Here is a 14,935-nt window from a genome sequence, read left to right on the forward strand (position 1 = left end):
TGTATTTCAAAGTAAATCGGCAAAAAAAAGAGCGAATTGAAAAGCACGTCATGCTTCGGCTGCGCTTAGCATGACGTGCTTTTTTCAGGTTCTCGCTTACCCCCGCAGCAGCTTCTCCAGCGTGGCAAGGTGCTGCTGAAACGCTAGTTTGCCAGCGGCGGTGGCGGTGTAGGTGGTGTTGGGTTTCTTGCCAATGAATTGCTTGCTGACGAGTACGTACCCGGCTTTTTCGAGGGCTGCGACGTGGCTGGCCAGGTTGCCATCGGTGAGGTCGAGGACTTCTTTGAGGTCGTTGAAGCTGACGGAATCGTTGGCCATCAGCACGGCCATTACGCCCAGCCGCACGCGGTGGTCAAAGGCCTTGTTGAGGGTGTGGATGAGGTGCTTCACGCGGACACGACGGGGGTGGAGGCCACGGCTGGCCGCTCGTAGCGGTTATACATCAGCAGGCCATAGCCGATGTGGCCCAGGCCAAAGCCCAAGGCGAACAACAGCAGCCCCCAGCCCGGCAGCAGCATGCACACCAGGCCCAGCCCAATCTGGGTGAGGCCAAGCCAACGGATTTCGTCCAGCGTGAACTTGCTGGCATTGAGCAGCGCCAGGCCGTAGAACACCAGCAGGCCGGGCACCACCATGCCGGCGTCGCCGCCGAGGTAGAGCCGCAGGCAAAACAGGCCGCCCGCCACCAGCGGCACGGCCAGCGCTGTGGCCAGCCGCCGCGCCGGGCCGCTCCACAGCGTTTGCCCATCTTGCCGGGTGCGCCGCTGCGTGAAATAATACGCTGCCAGCAGCGCCACCCCAATCATCACCCCGGCCAGCAGCAGCAGAAACGGCAGGGCTGCCTGCCGCTCGGCGGCGGTGCTGGCAATGAGGTGGCGGTAGCCGCCATCGCCGTATTCGCTCGGGTAGTGGCTTTGTAAGTAGAAATGGCCGGCCGCCGCGCCCAGCAGGGCCACCACCCCCGCCCCTACCCCACTCAGGCCGGACAGCGACAAAAAGCGCGAGCTGCGCTCCATGATGGCGCGGATTTCGGTAAGCTGGGCAAGCGGGTCGGAAGGAGCGGCGGGCTTCATAAGTATCAAAGTGCTTTGTGCTGCAAAGTTGATTATAAAAGCTGATATATTTGCGCTCGCCACCCTTTTTTATTGTATGCCCATTCTGCATCCCCTGAGCACCTGGAACCAGGCCACCATTCTGTGGCTGTATGCTAACCTGGGCGGCATGGCCGGCACCTGGCTTTCCTTAATAGTGGGCAGCGCCATTCCCAGCCCGCACATTCCCTTTGTGTTAGACCTGATTCCCGTGGTGGGCATCATCGGCATAGGGGCGGCGGTGGGGTCGCTGGGAGCCATTCCGGTGGCGCGCTATGCGCTGGGGCGGCTGCTGCTCATGCCGCGCTACCGGGCCCGGCTGGCGGCCACGCTGGGGGCCATCACCGGCTTTTTCCTTTTGCTTACCGGGTTGCTGGGATGGGCTATAGCGGCGGCCGTGGAAGGCGGCCGCTTCGCGCTGCTCCCCATGCTGCTGATGGGAGGCTGGGCCTACCTGCTCGCGGCGCTGTTGCTGGTCAATTTCCTGTACAAGGAAGCCCTCCTCCGGCCCGATGCGCCGCAACTATTCCCTCCAGATACACCAGCCTGATTCTCAGTGGCATTAGTAGCTTCTGACGCTTTTATTTAGGACTGGTTTCCAGGATGGGGTTGTCTGATGTGTGTGGATGCCATAACGCAGAAAGCCTTTCCCAAAATTAGAATGGCGTAACCTCACCAGTACTACCGCATGCTCATTCCTGCTCAATTGCATTACCTTAATACGCTAGCAACCATTAAATTACCTGTAATGGGAAATCATATTAGAACCTGTTGCAATTAGGGAAATTAAAGTCCCAAAAATATAATTAATAATAGCGCAAACCGCTCATTTACAGCAACTCGTAGGTCGAACACTTCACAAAAAAATTCCCTATAACCGGTGCGAAACCCGCTTTTTGCAAGTGTGCGCTTTTTATGGAGAGGTCATTCCAACCTCCTACTTTTTTGCACTATGGCCCTGAACTACGCTACCGCAACTCCCCTGGCACAACCCTCCCCCCTGGCGCGCACCTTGTATGTGTGGCTATTCAGTAACCTGGGAGGCACGGCGCTGCTCGTCCTCGATTTCGGCCTAGAGCACCCTGGTGATGTAGGAGTTCCCCTGCTAATTGGGCTGATGACCGCCCTGATTTCGCTGGCCTACGTGCCCTTGGCGCTGCCCTTCTTTGCGCTCGCCCAACGGGCCTGCGTAGGCTGGAAATGCCGGATACTAGCCGTTTCGGGGGTAATAGTGGTATTCGGGCTGGCCAATTTTCTGCTGCTTCAGTGGCTGCCGATTGGCACGCTGGGCAGTTTGCTGAACATCTCGCAGCCCTACCTGGGCGCGGCTTTACTAACCGTAGCCTGGCTTTACTGGCCGCTGGGGGTTGCCCGGCCAGTACGTTTCAAGCCCAAGGCAGCCGCAGGCCTACTCGGGGTTTGGTGGAGCAGCCCAAGGCGCGCTAAGCTGGTGCACTAAAGCTGCGGGCGCAGCCAAAAATATGCCGCCACCCGGCGGGTTGGGACCGATGCTATCGGCCTGGCCCGCCGTTTGTGCGTATTGTTGGGCCATGCGCGTCCGTCTCCGTCTGTTTGAGTTTGAAGATTTACCTTGGTTTCCGCCCGTCATCCGGGCCGGAATGATGGACTACCTGCGGTTCATGATTTCGGCGCTGGGCACCTACCGGCCCATTGCGCCGCTATTGGCCGAGGGCCTCGCCCGCACCCACCAAACCCAGCTGCTGGAGCTGGGGGCCGGGGCCGGCGGCGGTACCGAAACCGTGCTGGCCGCCCTGCGCGCGCACGGCCAGGCCGATACCACCATCACCCTCACCGACTTATACCCCCAGCCCGCCGCCTGGGCCGACATTGCCCACCGCACCCACGGGGCCATTGGCTACGAGCCGGCCGCGGTCAATGCCTTGGCCGTTCCGGCCCACCTGACCGGCTTCCGCACTATTTTCTCAGCCTTCCACCACTTCCCGCCCGATGCAGCCACGGCCATGCTACGCGATGCCGTGCGGGCCGGTACTGGCATCGGCGTGTTTGAGGGCGCGGGCAAGCACTGGGCCGAGCTGCTGCTGGCCATTACGGTGCTGCCGGTGGCGCAGCTGCTGCTCACGCCGTTTTTTCGGCCCTTTCGGCTCAGCCGTCTGGTATTTACCTACTTACTTCCCGTTATTCCCCTCTGCACGATTTGGGATGGGGCGGTGTCGCTGTTGCGCATGTACTCGACCACCGAGCTGCTGGCCCTGGCCCGGGCGGCCGACCCAACGGGCCAGTTCGTATGGCAGGCGGGAAAAAAGCGGCATTGGTGGGGCCCAAAAGTGACTTATTTGGTGGGCTGGCCGACCCAAAATCAGTGAACAATTACCAGTTAAGTAGGTCGTGGGAATTAGTTTGATTTATCAGCACGTCATGCTGAGCCCGTCGAAGCATCTCTACCGCTTCGCTGAACGGCCCTGATAAAGCGGTAGAGATGCTTCGACTGCGCTCAGCATGACGTTCTTTTTTATTGCAAAGTAATTTACCCGACCTACTCATCAGTTAGCGTTGCCATTCATAATCCTGCGTTTTTCGACACCTTTGCCCATCTTCAATTGCTAACTGCTCACTGTTAATTGTTAACTGCTTACAAAAAAGCGCTGCCGCTGCTGCGCATCCCGTTTTCCATCTACCTCATGCCCGTGTTCTGGTTTGGGCTGAGTGCCCTGCGCGGGCCGTGGAGCGGGTGGCGGGCCCTGGGCGTGTTCGTGGTGCTGCACCTGCTGGCCTACCCGGCTTCCAATGGCTACAACTCCTACTACGACAAGGACGAAGGCAGCATCGGCGGCCTGAAAACGCCGCCCAAAGTCACCCCGGAGCTGCTGCACCTCGTGTGGGCGTTTGATGCGCTGGCCGTGGCGGGCGCGGCGCTGCTTTCACTGCCGTTTGCGGCGCTGGTAGTGGTATATCTGCTCATTTCCAAAGCCTACAGCTACGAGGGCATTCGTCTCAAGAAATACCCGCTGCTGAGCACGCTGGTGGTCGTCGTTTTCCAGGGCGCGTTCACGCTGCTGATGACGCAGGTAGGCGTGGGCGCTACCACGGCGCAGCTTTTCGAGAAATCCAACCTGCTGCTGGCGCTGGTGAGCACGTTGTTTTTGTGCGGCTCTTATCCGCTCACGCAAGTATATCAGCACGAGGAAGATGCCCGGCGCGGCGACCGGACCCTGAGCCTGCGGCTGGGTATCCGGGGCACGTTCATTTTTGCGGCGGTGGGCTTGCTGGCCGGCGCGGCGGCACTGGGCCTGGCCTATTGGCTACGCCAGGAAATCCGACCACTACTGATTTTTCTGGTGGCTACCGGGCCGGTGGTGGCGCTGTTTGGCCGCTGGGCCTGGCTGGTGTGGCACGATGAAACCGCCGCCGATTTCGAGCACACCATGCGCATGAACCAGGTATCCTCGCTATGCCTGAGCGCGGCTTTCATTGTAATGCTGCTGTGGCGCTAAGAAAACCCTGCCAGCGCATGGCACCAACCTACGGGGCCATCGGGCACGTATTCAGCACCTAGCTTACCTAACTCCCTATCTCATGCGCGTTGCCTGGCTCACCTTATTGCCGCTGCTGGCGGCCTGCAATTCCACGCCATCGGCCGTGAACGAAGGGACGGTTTCCCGCATGGCCGACCGCAACACCACGGCCCTGCCGCCCCCCGATACCGCGAGCACCAAAGCCGTTTCGGCCCTCAGCGACACGCTGCGGGTAGCGCGCCAAACGCATAATTTCAGCCAGCCGAAAGGCCCGGCTGATGTGTTCCGGCTGGTCTTTCGCGGCCCGTCCATCCTGGAAGGCGTAGGCGAATTCACCATCACCGACCCCAGCGGCCAGGTCATTTTCCGCGAAATGCTAACCGAGCCCGACCTCGAAGCCGCCCTGGTATATGAGATGAAAGGCCCCACCGCCACCCGCGCCGAGCGCGAAACCTTCATGCTGCGCCGCATCGACCGGTTTTTCCTGCCTTCGCAGTTCCACACGCCGGCCGTTGGTCCCAAAGCCACGTTTCCGGATGGCATAGAAAACCTCGACCGTACCACCTGGAACGACCTGCGCCAGCGCCCCGATGCCATCCGCTTCGACTACCTGAAGGGCAAGGAAGACCGCCGCCAAATTGCCTGGTCGCCGCTCAAAAAGCAGACTGTGCGGATGCAATAAGCCGGTTTTTTTAGGCAACCCAACCATTAAAAAATCAGCGGCCGGCTTCCTCGCGCAATAGCTGCTCCAGCCCGGCGCGCAGCTGCTCGTAGGGCTGGTAGCCCCGGGCCAGCACGTAGCCCTGCTCGCCGATTCGTAGCACTGCGGTCGGAAAGCCCTGCACGCCAATGCGAACCACGGCGGCAAACTCCTGCTGGGTAGCGCGGGCCGTTTCGGGCGCGGCCCACTGCCGCTGAAACTCGGCAAATTCGACGCCGAATGGAGCCAGCAGCGTGGCATAGGTGGGGGCATCGTTCAAGTCCAGCCCATCGCGAAACAGAGCCGTCTGCACGGCGTGGGCGAAGGCCACGGCGCGGGCCGGGTCCTGCGTCAGCTGGCGGAAAGCGACAATGGCGCGGCTTGGCGGCTCTGAGTCATACAGATAAGTGCCAACTTCAGCCAGCGCCTTAAAAGCTGCGCCAAATTGTACGCCCGCGGCCCGTTCCACATCGCCCAGCGCATTTTTGATGTAGCCCCAGCCCTCGGCAATGGGGGTGGCCCGTGCGCCCACAGCCATGCCGCCACACAGCACCGACACGTCGAGGCGGCCGGCAAATTCGACCTGCACCCGATTGATAACCGGGCTCATGCCGTAGCACCAGCCACACAGCGGGTCATGGATGTAGAGAAGTTCGGGCAAAGCGGCGGGCGAGTTGGGGTCCATGAGCAATAATATTTTGCCCAAAAATAGCCCCTATTGAGTAGCCTGACCACTCCCATGGCCAGCAGAAGTTTTTTTCGGTTAGCAGTGAATTTATTCTTGCAGCCCCGGGTTTGACTAGTGCTATCTAACGATATTAAAGTGAACAATTTTTATACGTTCACCTATTCTTGTCGACTATAAATATTCCTATCAAAAGCCCATTGCAGAAGTGCAGTGGGCTTTTTGCGTTAGCAATTTACCGAAACCGGGGTCTCCCAAAAAAGTGTACAATTCAAATAATGGCGCTTCTGATTGAATTGACTTATCCAACCAGCCTTTTCTACCGGTTAACGGGCAATTGCGCCAGGTTTGCGGCGTCAGAAAGCCACCATTGACCGATTGCCACAAAAAAAGACGGGCCCTCGCAGGTCCGCCTTTTTTTGCTAAATCAGTTTCAACAAATGGTTTAGCCGTTCATGGCCAGCAGGAATTCTTCGTTGTCCTTGGTGCCTTTGATGCGGTCCTTGAGGAATTCCATGGCCTCGGTGGCCGTCATGTCCGACATGAACTTGCGGAGCACCCACACGCGGTTTAGCTCGTCTTTGCTCATCAGCAGGTCTTCGCGGCGGGTGCCGGAAGCCGGAATGTCGATGGCCGGGAACACGCGCTTGTTGGCCAGCTTGCGGTCCAGCTGCAATTCCATGTTGCCGGTGCCTTTGAATTCCTCAAAAATAACCTCGTCCATCTTGGAGCCGGTTTCAATGAGGGCCGTGGCCACGATGGTGAGCGAGCCGCCGCCTTCTATATTGCGGGCCGCGCCGAAGAAGCGCTTGGGCTTTTGCAGCGCGCCCGCGTCGATACCACCCGAGAGGATGCGCGACGAGCTGGGCTGCACCGTGTTGTAAGCCCGCGCCAGGCGGGTGATGGAGTCGAGCAGAATCACCACATCGTGGCCACATTCCACGAGGCGACGGGCCTTGTCGAGGGCCATTTCGGCGATTTTTACGTGGCGGTCGGCCGTTTCGTCGAAGGTCGAGCTGAGCACTTCGGCCTTCACGGTGCGGGCCATGTCAGTCACTTCCTCGGGCCGCTCGTCGATGAGCAGAATCATCAGGTACACCTCGGGATGGTTCTCGGAAATGGCGTTGGCTATTTCCTGGAGCAGTACCGTTTTACCCGTTTTGGGCTGGGCCACGATGAGGCCGCGCTGGCCCTTGCCGATGGGCGCAAACAAATCGAGCACGCGGGTGCTGATTTGGCTGGGCTTGGTGCTCAGCTTCATGCGCTGGTCGGCGAAGAGCGGGGTGAGGTGGCTGAACGGCACCCGGTCGCGGACTTCCTCCACGGTGCGGCCGTTCATGCTGTCCACGCCCACCAGGGCGAAGTATTTTTCGCCCTCGCGCGGCGGCCGGATAGTGGCTACCACCGTGTCGCCGGGCTTCATGGCGAACTGCTTCACCTGCTGCGGCGACACGTAAATGTCGTCGGGCGAGGTGAGGTAGTTGTAGTAGGGCGAGCGCAGGAAGCCGTAGCCGCCGTCGGGCATCAGCTCGAACGTGCCGCCGCCGGGTACCACCAGGTCGAGGTCCTGGCGGGCGGGACGCTGCTGCTGCTGGTTTTGGTTTTGGGTCTGATTCTGGCCCTGATTCTGGCCCTGGGGCTGGTCGGTGCGGGGCGAGCCGTCGGGGTTTTGCTGGCGCTGCTGGCGTTGCAGGTCGCGCTGGGCGTAACGCTCCTCACGGGTCTGGTTACGGTTATTGTCGCGGTCCTGGTTGTTGCGGGGCTGGTCGTTACGCGGCTGGTCGTTACGCGGCTGGTCGTTGCGGGGCGACTGGTCGTTGCGGGGCTGCTGCTCCTGGCGCTGCTGCTCCTGGCGGGGCGGGCGCTGGTCGCGGTTTTCGCGGCCTTCCCGATTGTCGCGGCCCTCGCGGTTGTCGCGCTCGAAGCGGTCGGCGCGGTTTTCGCGGCGGTCGCCAAAGCCGTTGGCACCTGAGTCGCGGCGGCCGTTGGCGTCGCGGTTTTCGGCTCCGGCTTCGGCGGGTGCAGCAGCAGCGGCAGCTTCATTAGCGACTTTTTCGGCGGCCATCTCGGCGGCGCGCTGCTCGGTGATGGGGCGGCCGGCGCGGTCGACCCGCTCGCGGCGGGGGCGTTCGGGGCGCTGATTGTTGGGGGTCTGGTCAGTAGAGCCCGCGTCGGAAGCGGCTGAATCCTCGGTTGAGGTGCTATCTGATGGCTCCACAGCTTGGGCGAGGGTGGCACCAGTGGCTTCGTTGGGAGCTACCAGGGCCAGGCCCTCGATGGAATCCAATATTTCTACGGTGGGGGCTTCGGCTACCACTGGAGCTTCGGCAACGGCGGGAGCGGCAGCTTCGCGGCGGGGTTCGCGGGGCGGGCGGCTGGCCGGGGCCTTGGCTACGGGTGGGGCCACGTCGGAAAAGGGCTGCTCGGCGGTGCTGGGGGCGGGCCGGCGGGGGGCAGCGGCGCGGGCAGTGCCGCGCGGGGCGGCGGCAGGAGCAGTGGCTACGGCAGCAGCTGGGGTAGCGATGGCCGCCGCAACAGTGGATGCGCCCTGGGTCGGGGCTTCGCCAGCGCCTGGAGTCAGGGCCTGATGGTCGAGAATCTTATAAATCAGGTCCTGCTTGCTGAGACGCTTGAAGTTGCCCACATTAAGTTGCTCGGCAATTTCTTTCAGGTCAGACAGCAGTCGGTCCTTTAACTCGTTAATGGTGTGCATAAATTGAATAAAGGGGGAAACATCGGCGGAAAGCGGGAGCGGGTGGCCCGGTGGGGCGCGTGGCGGGCTCGAAACGCCAGCTACGGCACGGAAGCGGTTGTACCGCATTCACAGCGTTGGCAGACTACGCGGGCTGAGAAAAGCAGCTCGCGGCGCGCACTAAATAGGCAGGAAATTGGGGGCAGAGCGGGCCGTGGGCGATTCAGCAAAAGACGGACCGAAAAGCAGGCGCTACGGCCCGCTGGTCCAGCCACGGCGGCCGGTTGCTCCCGCAATGTTAGCGCATTACGAGCGAACTGCCAAATCGGGTGCGGGCCGGCGGCAACTTCTTTGGGAAGGCGCGGCCGAAAGAAACGGCCTCTCCGTTTTCCTTGCGACCTTTGCCCGCATTCCAATTCGCCCTTATGCTGCAACTTTCCGTTCTCCGCGACCAGACTGACTTTGTGCTGGCCGGCCTCGCCAAAAAAGGCTACGCCACCGGCCCGGCCGACGTAGCCGCCATTCTCGGCCTCGACCAGCGCCGCCGCGCCCTGCAAACCAGCCACGATGCCGCCCAGGCCGAAGCCAACGAGCTGGCCCGCCAAATCGGCGGCCTGATGAAAGCCGGGGACAAAACCGGGGCCGAACCCCTCAAGGCCCGCACCGTTGAGCTGAAGCAGCACACGCAAGCCGCCGCCACCGAGCTGGCTCAAGTGGAAAAAGAGCAGCAGCAGCTCCTGTATAAGCTGCCCAACCTGCCCCACGCCAGCGTGCCCGAAGGCCGCCACGCCGCCGACAACGAAACCATCCGCGAGCACGGCACCAAGCCCGAGCTCGGCCCCGAGGCCCAGCCGCACTGGGACCTCATTAAGAAGTACGACATCATCGATTTTGAGCTGGGCAACAAGATTACCGGCGCGGGCTTTCCGGTGTACAAAGGCCAGGGAGCGCGGCTCCAGCGGGCGCTCATCAACTTCTTTTTGGATGAAGCGCGGGCGGCGGGCTACACCGAAATGCAGCCCCCGATTCTGGTGAACGAGGCCAGCGGCTACGGCACCGGCAACCTGCCCGACAAGGACGGCCAGATGTACCACGACGCCAAGGACGACCTCTACCTCATCCCCACGGCCGAAGTGCCGCTGACCAATATTTACCGCGACGAGATTATTCCGGTGGAGAAACTGCCGGTGCGCATCACCGGTCACACGCCCTGCTTCCGCCGCGAGGCTGGCTCCTGGGGTGCCGACGTGCGGGGCCTCAACCGCCTGCACCAGTTCGATAAAATTGAAATCGTGCAAATCACCCAGCCCGAAAACTCCTACGCGGCCCTCGAAATCATGCTGGCGCACGTCGAAGGACTCCTGCAAAAGCTGGAACTCCCCTACCGCATTCTGCGCCTGTGCGGCGGCGACATGAGCTTTACGTCCGCCCTCACCTACGATTTTGAGGTGTGGAGCGCCGCCCAGGGCCGCTGGCTCGAAGTGTCGTCGGTGTCGAACTTTGAAACCTTCCAGGCCAACCGCCTCAAGTGCCGCTACAAAGTGGAGGGCGGCAAAACCCAATTGCTGCACACCCTGAACGGCTCGGCGCTGGCGCTGCCCCGCATCGTGGCCGCGCTGCTGGAAAACAACCAGACGAGCGAAGGCATTGAACTGCCGGCGGCGCTGCACAGCTACTGCGGGTTCAGCAAGATTGGGTAAGCGCCCGTCATTGCGAGGCCGGAGGCCGGGGCAACCGGAGGTCAGCGTAGCTAATCCTTCCTGCCAAAATCAGATATTTTCTAAAACGACAAGCCTTGGTACTGCACAGTACCGGGGCTTGTCGCATTTTAGGGTTGGTCGCGGGGAACAGGACGGATTACCGCGCTGCGCTCGCAATGATAATGCTCAACGGCCGTCGCGGGCCGGAGGCAACTCCAGGTTCAAATTCTGCTCGCGCATGCACTTGAAATGACCTTGCGGGCACTTATCGAACCCAATTTTGGAGCAGGGCCGGCAGCTTAGGCCCGTCACTTCGAGCACTTTGAACTCCGTTTTATACGGGTACATGCCGAAGGCCGGCACGGTGTTGCCCCACACACTGAAAATCTCCTTGCCGAAGGCGGCGGCAATGTGCATCAGGCCGGTGTCGTGGCTCACCACAAAATCGGCCTGCCGTAGCAGCGAGGCCGATTGGTGCAGCGAATACTGCCCGCAGCCGTTGACAATGAGTGGCTGAGTGACTGGGTGAATGGGTGAGTTTTTGGGGAAATAATACGGGCTGTCGGGCACGGCAGCGGTGGGCTGGGCAGCGGCAGTCCGCGTCGCAAAGGCTTCTTCGATGATGTGACCGATGCTTTCATCCTCGGGGCCGCCGAGCAGCACAATTGGGCGCGGGGCCAGCTTGGCACACAGCTCAATGAGCTTATCGACGGGCAGGCGTTTGGTAGCGTGCTGCGCGCCGATGGCGATGGCCACGTAGCCGCGCTGGAATGGCGCGGGTAGCGTAGCAAGGTCAACTTCCTGCCCGGCCGGGATGAAATAATCGAGGCCCCGGCCGTCGTCTTTCACGCCCAGCGGCGCGGCGGCGGCCAGGTAGCGCTGCACGATGTGCACGCGCGGCATCCGGTCAATCTTGAAGTTGACCAGCAGCCATTTCTGCCAGTTCAGCTTGTCGAAGCTGCTGGATTTCACGCCCAACTGCAGCTTGATGAGGCGGGTGCGCAGGTTGTTGTGCAGGTCGATGACGTAGTCGAACCGCTCGGCTTTCAGCGCCTGCACCAGCTCGCCCAGGCTGCCGGTCAGGCAATGTACCCTGGTGATGTACGGGTTGGGCTCCAGCAGGCCGCGGTAGCCGGGCTTTGTGGCGAAATGGATTTCCGCGCCCGGCACCTGCTGCGCCAGCGCCCGCACCACGGGCGTAGTCAGGACGATGTCGCCAATGGAGGAAAAGCGAAGAACCAGGATTTTCATGAACGTGTACCGCGAAATTTCATTTCGCCACGAGCGGAGCGAGTAATGGAAAATAGAACGACGACCATCCCGATGCAGAACTCGCTGCGCTCGTGACGAAATGGAATTTCGTGGTACACGTTCTGGCTACTCAAACAACGACTTCTTAAATTCCAGCGGCGGCGTAATCTTCGCCTTGCGGGCGTCGAAATACGCAGCTACTTCCTCCACCGACCTGGCGTTGAACGTCATCTCCTTGGTCAGGTGACCCTTGCGGCCCATGAGCACGCCGTAGCGCATGTCTTCGTAGCCGTTGGTGTGGTGGGCATCGGGGTTGATGCTGAGCGGCACACCCTGGTCGAGGGCATAGCGCACCCAGCGCCAGTCCAGGTCGAGCCGCCAGGGGTTTGCGTTGATTTCGATGATGACGTTGTGCTGAGCGCAGGCGTCAATCACGGCTTTGTAGTTGATGGGGTAGCCCTGACGGCGCAGCAGCAGGCGGCCGGTGGGGTGCCCCAGCATGGTGGTGTAGGGGTTTTCGATAGCCCGTAGCAGGCGGTTGGTGGCCTTGGCCTCGTCCATCTTCAGGTTGGAATGCACCGAGGCAACGATAAAATCGAAACTCGCCAGCACCTCGGACGGATAGTCCAGGGAGCCGTCGCCGAGAATGTCGCTCTCGATGCCCTTGAAGATGCGGAACGGGGCCAGCTCGGCATTCAGCGCATCGATTTCCTGGTGCTGCTGGCGCACGCGCTCCACACTCAGGCCGTTGGCGTAGTGGGCAGCCTGGCTATGGTCGCAGATGCCGAGGTATTGGTAATGGTGGTCGCGCAGCCAGGTAGCCATGTCGCGCAGGCTGTGGTTGCCGTCCGAATACGTGCTGTGGTTGTGCAGGGAGCCGCGCAGGTCGCCGTCTTCGAGCAGGTGGGGCAGCTTGCGTTCGGCGGCGAGGGCAATTTCGCCCAGCCCTTCGCGCAGCTCCGGCACGATGAATTGCAGGCCGGCTTTCTCGTACAAAGCCGCTTCCTGCTGAAATTTCTCGCGCCGCGCCAGCTGACGCAAGGTGAATGAGTGATTGAGTGACGGAGTGAGTGGTTCGCTTAGGTGCGCTTCGGCGGCGGAATTCAGGAAAACCTCGGTCGTAAAATCCCCGGGAGCCACCAGCAGTACCTCCACCTGCACGCCCGATTCGGTAGCCGTACCGCGCCAGGCAAAGGGCCCCGAGCGACGCGGGTCGGCCGTGAGCCCGGCCATGCTGTTGAGCAGCTGATGGGCCTTCCCGGGCTTTTCGGTGGCCGCGACCAGGCACACGGTTTCCACGGTTTCGAGGCGGCGGCGAATTTCGCCGGCTACGGCCACCTGCTCGGTTTTCAGGGCTTCGCGCAGGTGCCGGGCCAGGTCATCGGCCAATTTCTCGGCTTGGGGATAGAGCAGCTTGCCCTTGCTTTGGCCGGCAAACTCCAGGGCTTCCAGGATGCTGTCCTGGGTCTTTTTGCCGAAGCCTTTGAGCTTGCTGACCTGGTCGGTTTCGGCGGCTTCGCGCAGCTGCTCCGTGGTTTCGATGCCCAGCTCGCGCCACAGACTGCGGATTTTTTTTGGGCCAATGCCTTTGATGCTGAGCATTTCGACCACGCCGGGCGGCGTTATCTCCAGGAGGCGCTGCAGGTCCGAGAACGTGCCGGTATCGAGCAGCTCGGCTACTTTGGCGGCGGCGGTTTTGCTCAGGCCGGTGCGGTCGGGCAGGCCGGCGCGCTCCACCTCGGCTACCTGAAAGCTCAGGGCCTCAAGGGCGCTGGCCGTGCCTTCGATGGCGCGGATTTTGAACGGATTTTCGTCGTGCAGCTCCATCAGCTGGGCGGTCAGCTTGAAGGCACGGGTCAGGGCGCGATTATCCACGGGGAATAGGGTTTTGTGGCAACGAATGTAGCGTATCGAGGTGCTTTTGACGGCCCGAACGACACCCATCACCCGCCTACCGCCCTGATTTACCTTACCTTTCCGCTTTGATTATTTCGCAGAAACCCCTGTTTATGTTGCATTCCATTGCCCGGCTGCTGCCGCTTTCCCTGTTGCTGCTGGCCGCAACGTGCAAGCCCAATGACTCCTCCAACAAAACGGCTGCTCCGGCTCTCAAGCAGCTGGAAGGGACCTGGCTGGTTTCGCGGGAAGAGAACAGCGGCGACACGCTCGTGTATCGCCCCAACACCTACAAGTTTCCGCCCTCACGGGGTCGTACTGGCTTCGCGTTCAAGCCGTTCGGCCGGTTCGAGCAGTTCGACATAGCGCCCACCGATGGCCTGGCCGGCCGCGCCGGTACCTGGACCGCCGACGGCGATACCCGCCTGCGCATCCACCTCACCGAAGGCACGGAACCCGATTACACGCTGGAAATCATCTCCCTCGAAAAGCAGGTACTGAAGCTGCGGCGGCTGCCCTAGGGTTGGGTGGAGCGGTTGGCATTGATGGGAAGAACTTTGCTGGAAGCCCCCGCAAAGACGACAGCTCGTTCACCGCATTTTCAGGTAGCGGCCGAAGCTTTGCCGGGCGCTTCGGTTGGCTGAAATAGTCTGCGCCGGGCCTGCGCAAAGAACGAGTCGTCCCGCAGCTTCGTTATCGGGGCTCCCATCTTTCATTGCCCTCCTCTCCCATGCCTTTTGCAACTTCCATCGGCTCCGTGCGGACCTTCGTGCTGGGCTTTGCCCTGCTTAGCGCCGGCCCGGTGCTGGCCCAGCAAACAACCATCAAGGCCAAAAACAACAAGGTCAAGACCAGGACTGCAGATGCGGCCGGCAACACGGTGAGCAAAACCAAGGAAGTAGCGGTGGCCCCCATCGCCTCGGCCCCGCAGGTGGTTACGTCGGTGGCAATAGCAGCCCCCGCCGCCACAACAGTCGAAGCCGCTGCCGGCTGGGTTGCCGACCTGGGCGCGGCTCAGACGCAGGCTAAAGCCACCAACAGGCCCATCCTGGCGGTTTTTTCGGGCTCGGACTGGTGCAAGCCCTGCGTCATGTATGAGCGGGAAGTATTTGCCCAGCCCGAATTCGCGGCTTACGCCAAAGACAAGCTGGTACTGGCTCACTTCGACTTCCCGCGTCAGAAAAAGAACCAGCCCAGCGCCGCGCAGCTGAAGCTGAACGAGGCCGCCGCCGCCCAGCTCAACCGCGAAGGCGACTTCCCGCTGGCCGTCCTCATTGCTCCCGATGGCAAGGTGCTGGCCCACTCTACCCTACTAAAATTGGGGCATAAAAACGGGGCGTTCCGACCTTTGTAGTTCCTACACTCCAAAGTCCATCGCGCCCCGTGAAGCAGTGCCTCATCGCCAAAACTACGACCCTTTTACAGC

General features: G+C 61.3%; 14 protein-coding genes. 8 read left to right on the forward strand and 6 right to left on the reverse strand.

Features of this window, described 5'->3' with window-relative positions; all coding sequences use genetic code 11:
• Positions 1-96 precede the first annotated feature (96 nt).
• Together ABD819_RS15125 and ABD819_RS15130 are read right to left on the reverse strand one after the other, a co-directional pair.
• Positions 97-390 (reverse strand): winged helix-turn-helix domain-containing protein, encoded by a 294-nt coding sequence (locus tag ABD819_RS15125; RefSeq protein ID WP_345125664.1) that lies wholly within the window; start codon positions 388-390, stop codon positions 97-99.
• Positions 387-1,073: a hypothetical protein gene (locus ABD819_RS15130; protein WP_345125666.1), complete on the reverse strand. Its 687-nt coding sequence runs from the start codon at positions 1,071-1,073 to the stop codon at positions 387-389. Before ABD819_RS15130 ends, ABD819_RS15125 begins: the two co-directional genes overlap by 4 nt.
• A 76-nt stretch (positions 1,074-1,149) precedes the next feature.
• Between ABD819_RS15130 and ABD819_RS15135 the strand changes: the two genes are divergently transcribed.
• From ABD819_RS15135 to ABD819_RS15155, 5 genes are all read left to right on the forward strand, one after another.
• Positions 1,150-1,641 carry a hypothetical protein gene (locus ABD819_RS15135; protein WP_345125667.1) on the forward strand — a complete coding sequence of 164 codons (492 nt, stop codon included), beginning with the start codon at positions 1,150-1,152 and terminating at the stop codon, positions 1,639-1,641.
• A gap of 402 nt (positions 1,642-2,043) precedes the next feature.
• Entirely contained in the window at positions 2,044-2,550 is a 507-nt protein-coding gene (locus ABD819_RS15140) for a hypothetical protein (RefSeq protein WP_345125668.1), read from the forward strand.
• Positions 2,551-2,641: 91 nt separating this feature from the next.
• Positions 2,642-3,436, forward strand: a complete 795-nt coding sequence (locus ABD819_RS15145) for a class I SAM-dependent methyltransferase (RefSeq protein WP_345125669.1) — start codon at positions 2,642-2,644, stop codon at positions 3,434-3,436.
• Between the two features lie 255 nt (positions 3,437-3,691).
• Entirely contained in the window at positions 3,692-4,564 is an 873-nt protein-coding gene (locus ABD819_RS15150) for a UbiA family prenyltransferase (protein ID WP_345125670.1), read from the forward strand.
• Between the two features lie 82 nt (positions 4,565-4,646).
• Positions 4,647-5,267 (forward strand): hypothetical protein, encoded by a 621-nt coding sequence (locus ABD819_RS15155; RefSeq protein ID WP_345125672.1) that lies wholly within the window; start codon positions 4,647-4,649, stop codon positions 5,265-5,267.
• 34 nt (positions 5,268-5,301) lie between these two features.
• On the opposite strand, the gene ABD819_RS15160 is transcribed toward ABD819_RS15155, so the two are convergent.
• Positions 5,302-5,970 carry a DsbA family protein gene (locus ABD819_RS15160; protein ID WP_345125673.1) on the reverse strand — a complete coding sequence of 223 codons (669 nt, stop codon included), beginning with the start codon at positions 5,968-5,970 and terminating at the stop codon, positions 5,302-5,304.
• 445 nt (positions 5,971-6,415) lie between these two features.
• Positions 6,416-8,683 carry a transcription termination factor Rho gene (gene rho / locus ABD819_RS15165; protein ID WP_345125674.1) on the reverse strand — a complete coding sequence of 756 codons (2,268 nt, stop codon included), beginning with the start codon at positions 8,681-8,683 and terminating at the stop codon, positions 6,416-6,418.
• A gap of 404 nt (positions 8,684-9,087) precedes the next feature.
• Between rho and serS the strand changes: the two genes are divergently transcribed.
• Positions 9,088-10,362, forward strand: a complete 1,275-nt coding sequence (serS, locus tag ABD819_RS15170; RefSeq protein ID WP_345125675.1) for a serine--tRNA ligase — start codon at positions 9,088-9,090, stop codon at positions 10,360-10,362.
• Between the two features lie 186 nt (positions 10,363-10,548).
• Here the strand turns inward: serS and ABD819_RS15175 are convergent, their stop codons facing one another.
• Positions 10,549-11,613, reverse strand: a complete 1,065-nt coding sequence (locus ABD819_RS15175; protein WP_345125677.1) for a glycosyltransferase family 9 protein — start codon at positions 11,611-11,613, stop codon at positions 10,549-10,551.
• Positions 11,614-11,739: 126 nt separating this feature from the next.
• The gene (polX, locus tag ABD819_RS15180; RefSeq protein WP_345125678.1) at positions 11,740-13,488 is read right to left on the reverse strand and encodes a DNA polymerase/3'-5' exonuclease PolX; all 1,749 of its coding nucleotides are present in this window, start codon (positions 13,486-13,488) and stop codon (positions 11,740-11,742) included.
• Positions 13,489-13,622: 134 nt separating this feature from the next.
• Between polX and ABD819_RS15185 the strand changes: the two genes are divergently transcribed.
• Both ABD819_RS15185 and ABD819_RS15190 read left to right on the forward strand, forming a co-directional pair.
• Positions 13,623-14,030 carry a lipocalin-like domain-containing protein gene (locus ABD819_RS15185; protein WP_345125679.1) on the forward strand — a complete coding sequence of 136 codons (408 nt, stop codon included), beginning with the start codon at positions 13,623-13,625 and terminating at the stop codon, positions 14,028-14,030.
• Positions 14,031-14,239: 209 nt separating this feature from the next.
• Positions 14,240-14,863: a thioredoxin family protein gene (locus ABD819_RS15190; protein ID WP_345125680.1), complete on the forward strand. Its 624-nt coding sequence runs from the start codon at positions 14,240-14,242 to the stop codon at positions 14,861-14,863.
• Positions 14,864-14,935 lie beyond the last annotated feature (72 nt).

Source organism: Hymenobacter antarcticus (genome assembly GCF_039539545.1).
Lineage (GTDB): Bacteria > Bacteroidota > Bacteroidia > Cytophagales > Hymenobacteraceae > Hymenobacter > Hymenobacter antarcticus.

Coding starts and splice junctions, on each gene's coding strand:
- ABD819_RS15130 (WP_345125666.1), bottom strand. CDS start 1,073: ATGAAGCCCGCCGCTCCTTCCGACCCGCTTGCCCAGCTTACCGAAATC.
- rho (WP_345125674.1), bottom strand. CDS start 8,683: ATGCACACCATTAACGAGTTAAAGGACCGACTGCTGTCTGACCTGAAA.
- ABD819_RS15160 (WP_345125673.1), bottom strand. CDS start 5,970: ATGGACCCCAACTCGCCCGCCGCTTTGCCCGAACTTCTCTACATCCAT.
- serS (WP_345125675.1), top strand. CDS start 9,088: ATGCTGCAACTTTCCGTTCTCCGCGACCAGACTGACTTTGTGCTGGCC.
- ABD819_RS15190 (WP_345125680.1), top strand. CDS start 14,240: ATGCCTTTTGCAACTTCCATCGGCTCCGTGCGGACCTTCGTGCTGGGC.
- ABD819_RS15175 (WP_345125677.1), bottom strand. CDS start 11,613: ATGAAAATCCTGGTTCTTCGCTTTTCCTCCATTGGCGACATCGTCCTG.
- ABD819_RS15145 (WP_345125669.1), top strand. CDS start 2,642: ATGCGCGTCCGTCTCCGTCTGTTTGAGTTTGAAGATTTACCTTGGTTT.
- ABD819_RS15185 (WP_345125679.1), top strand. CDS start 13,623: ATGTTGCATTCCATTGCCCGGCTGCTGCCGCTTTCCCTGTTGCTGCTG.
- ABD819_RS15140 (WP_345125668.1), top strand. CDS start 2,044: ATGGCCCTGAACTACGCTACCGCAACTCCCCTGGCACAACCCTCCCCC.
- ABD819_RS15155 (WP_345125672.1), top strand. CDS start 4,647: ATGCGCGTTGCCTGGCTCACCTTATTGCCGCTGCTGGCGGCCTGCAAT.
- ABD819_RS15135 (WP_345125667.1), top strand. CDS start 1,150: ATGCCCATTCTGCATCCCCTGAGCACCTGGAACCAGGCCACCATTCTG.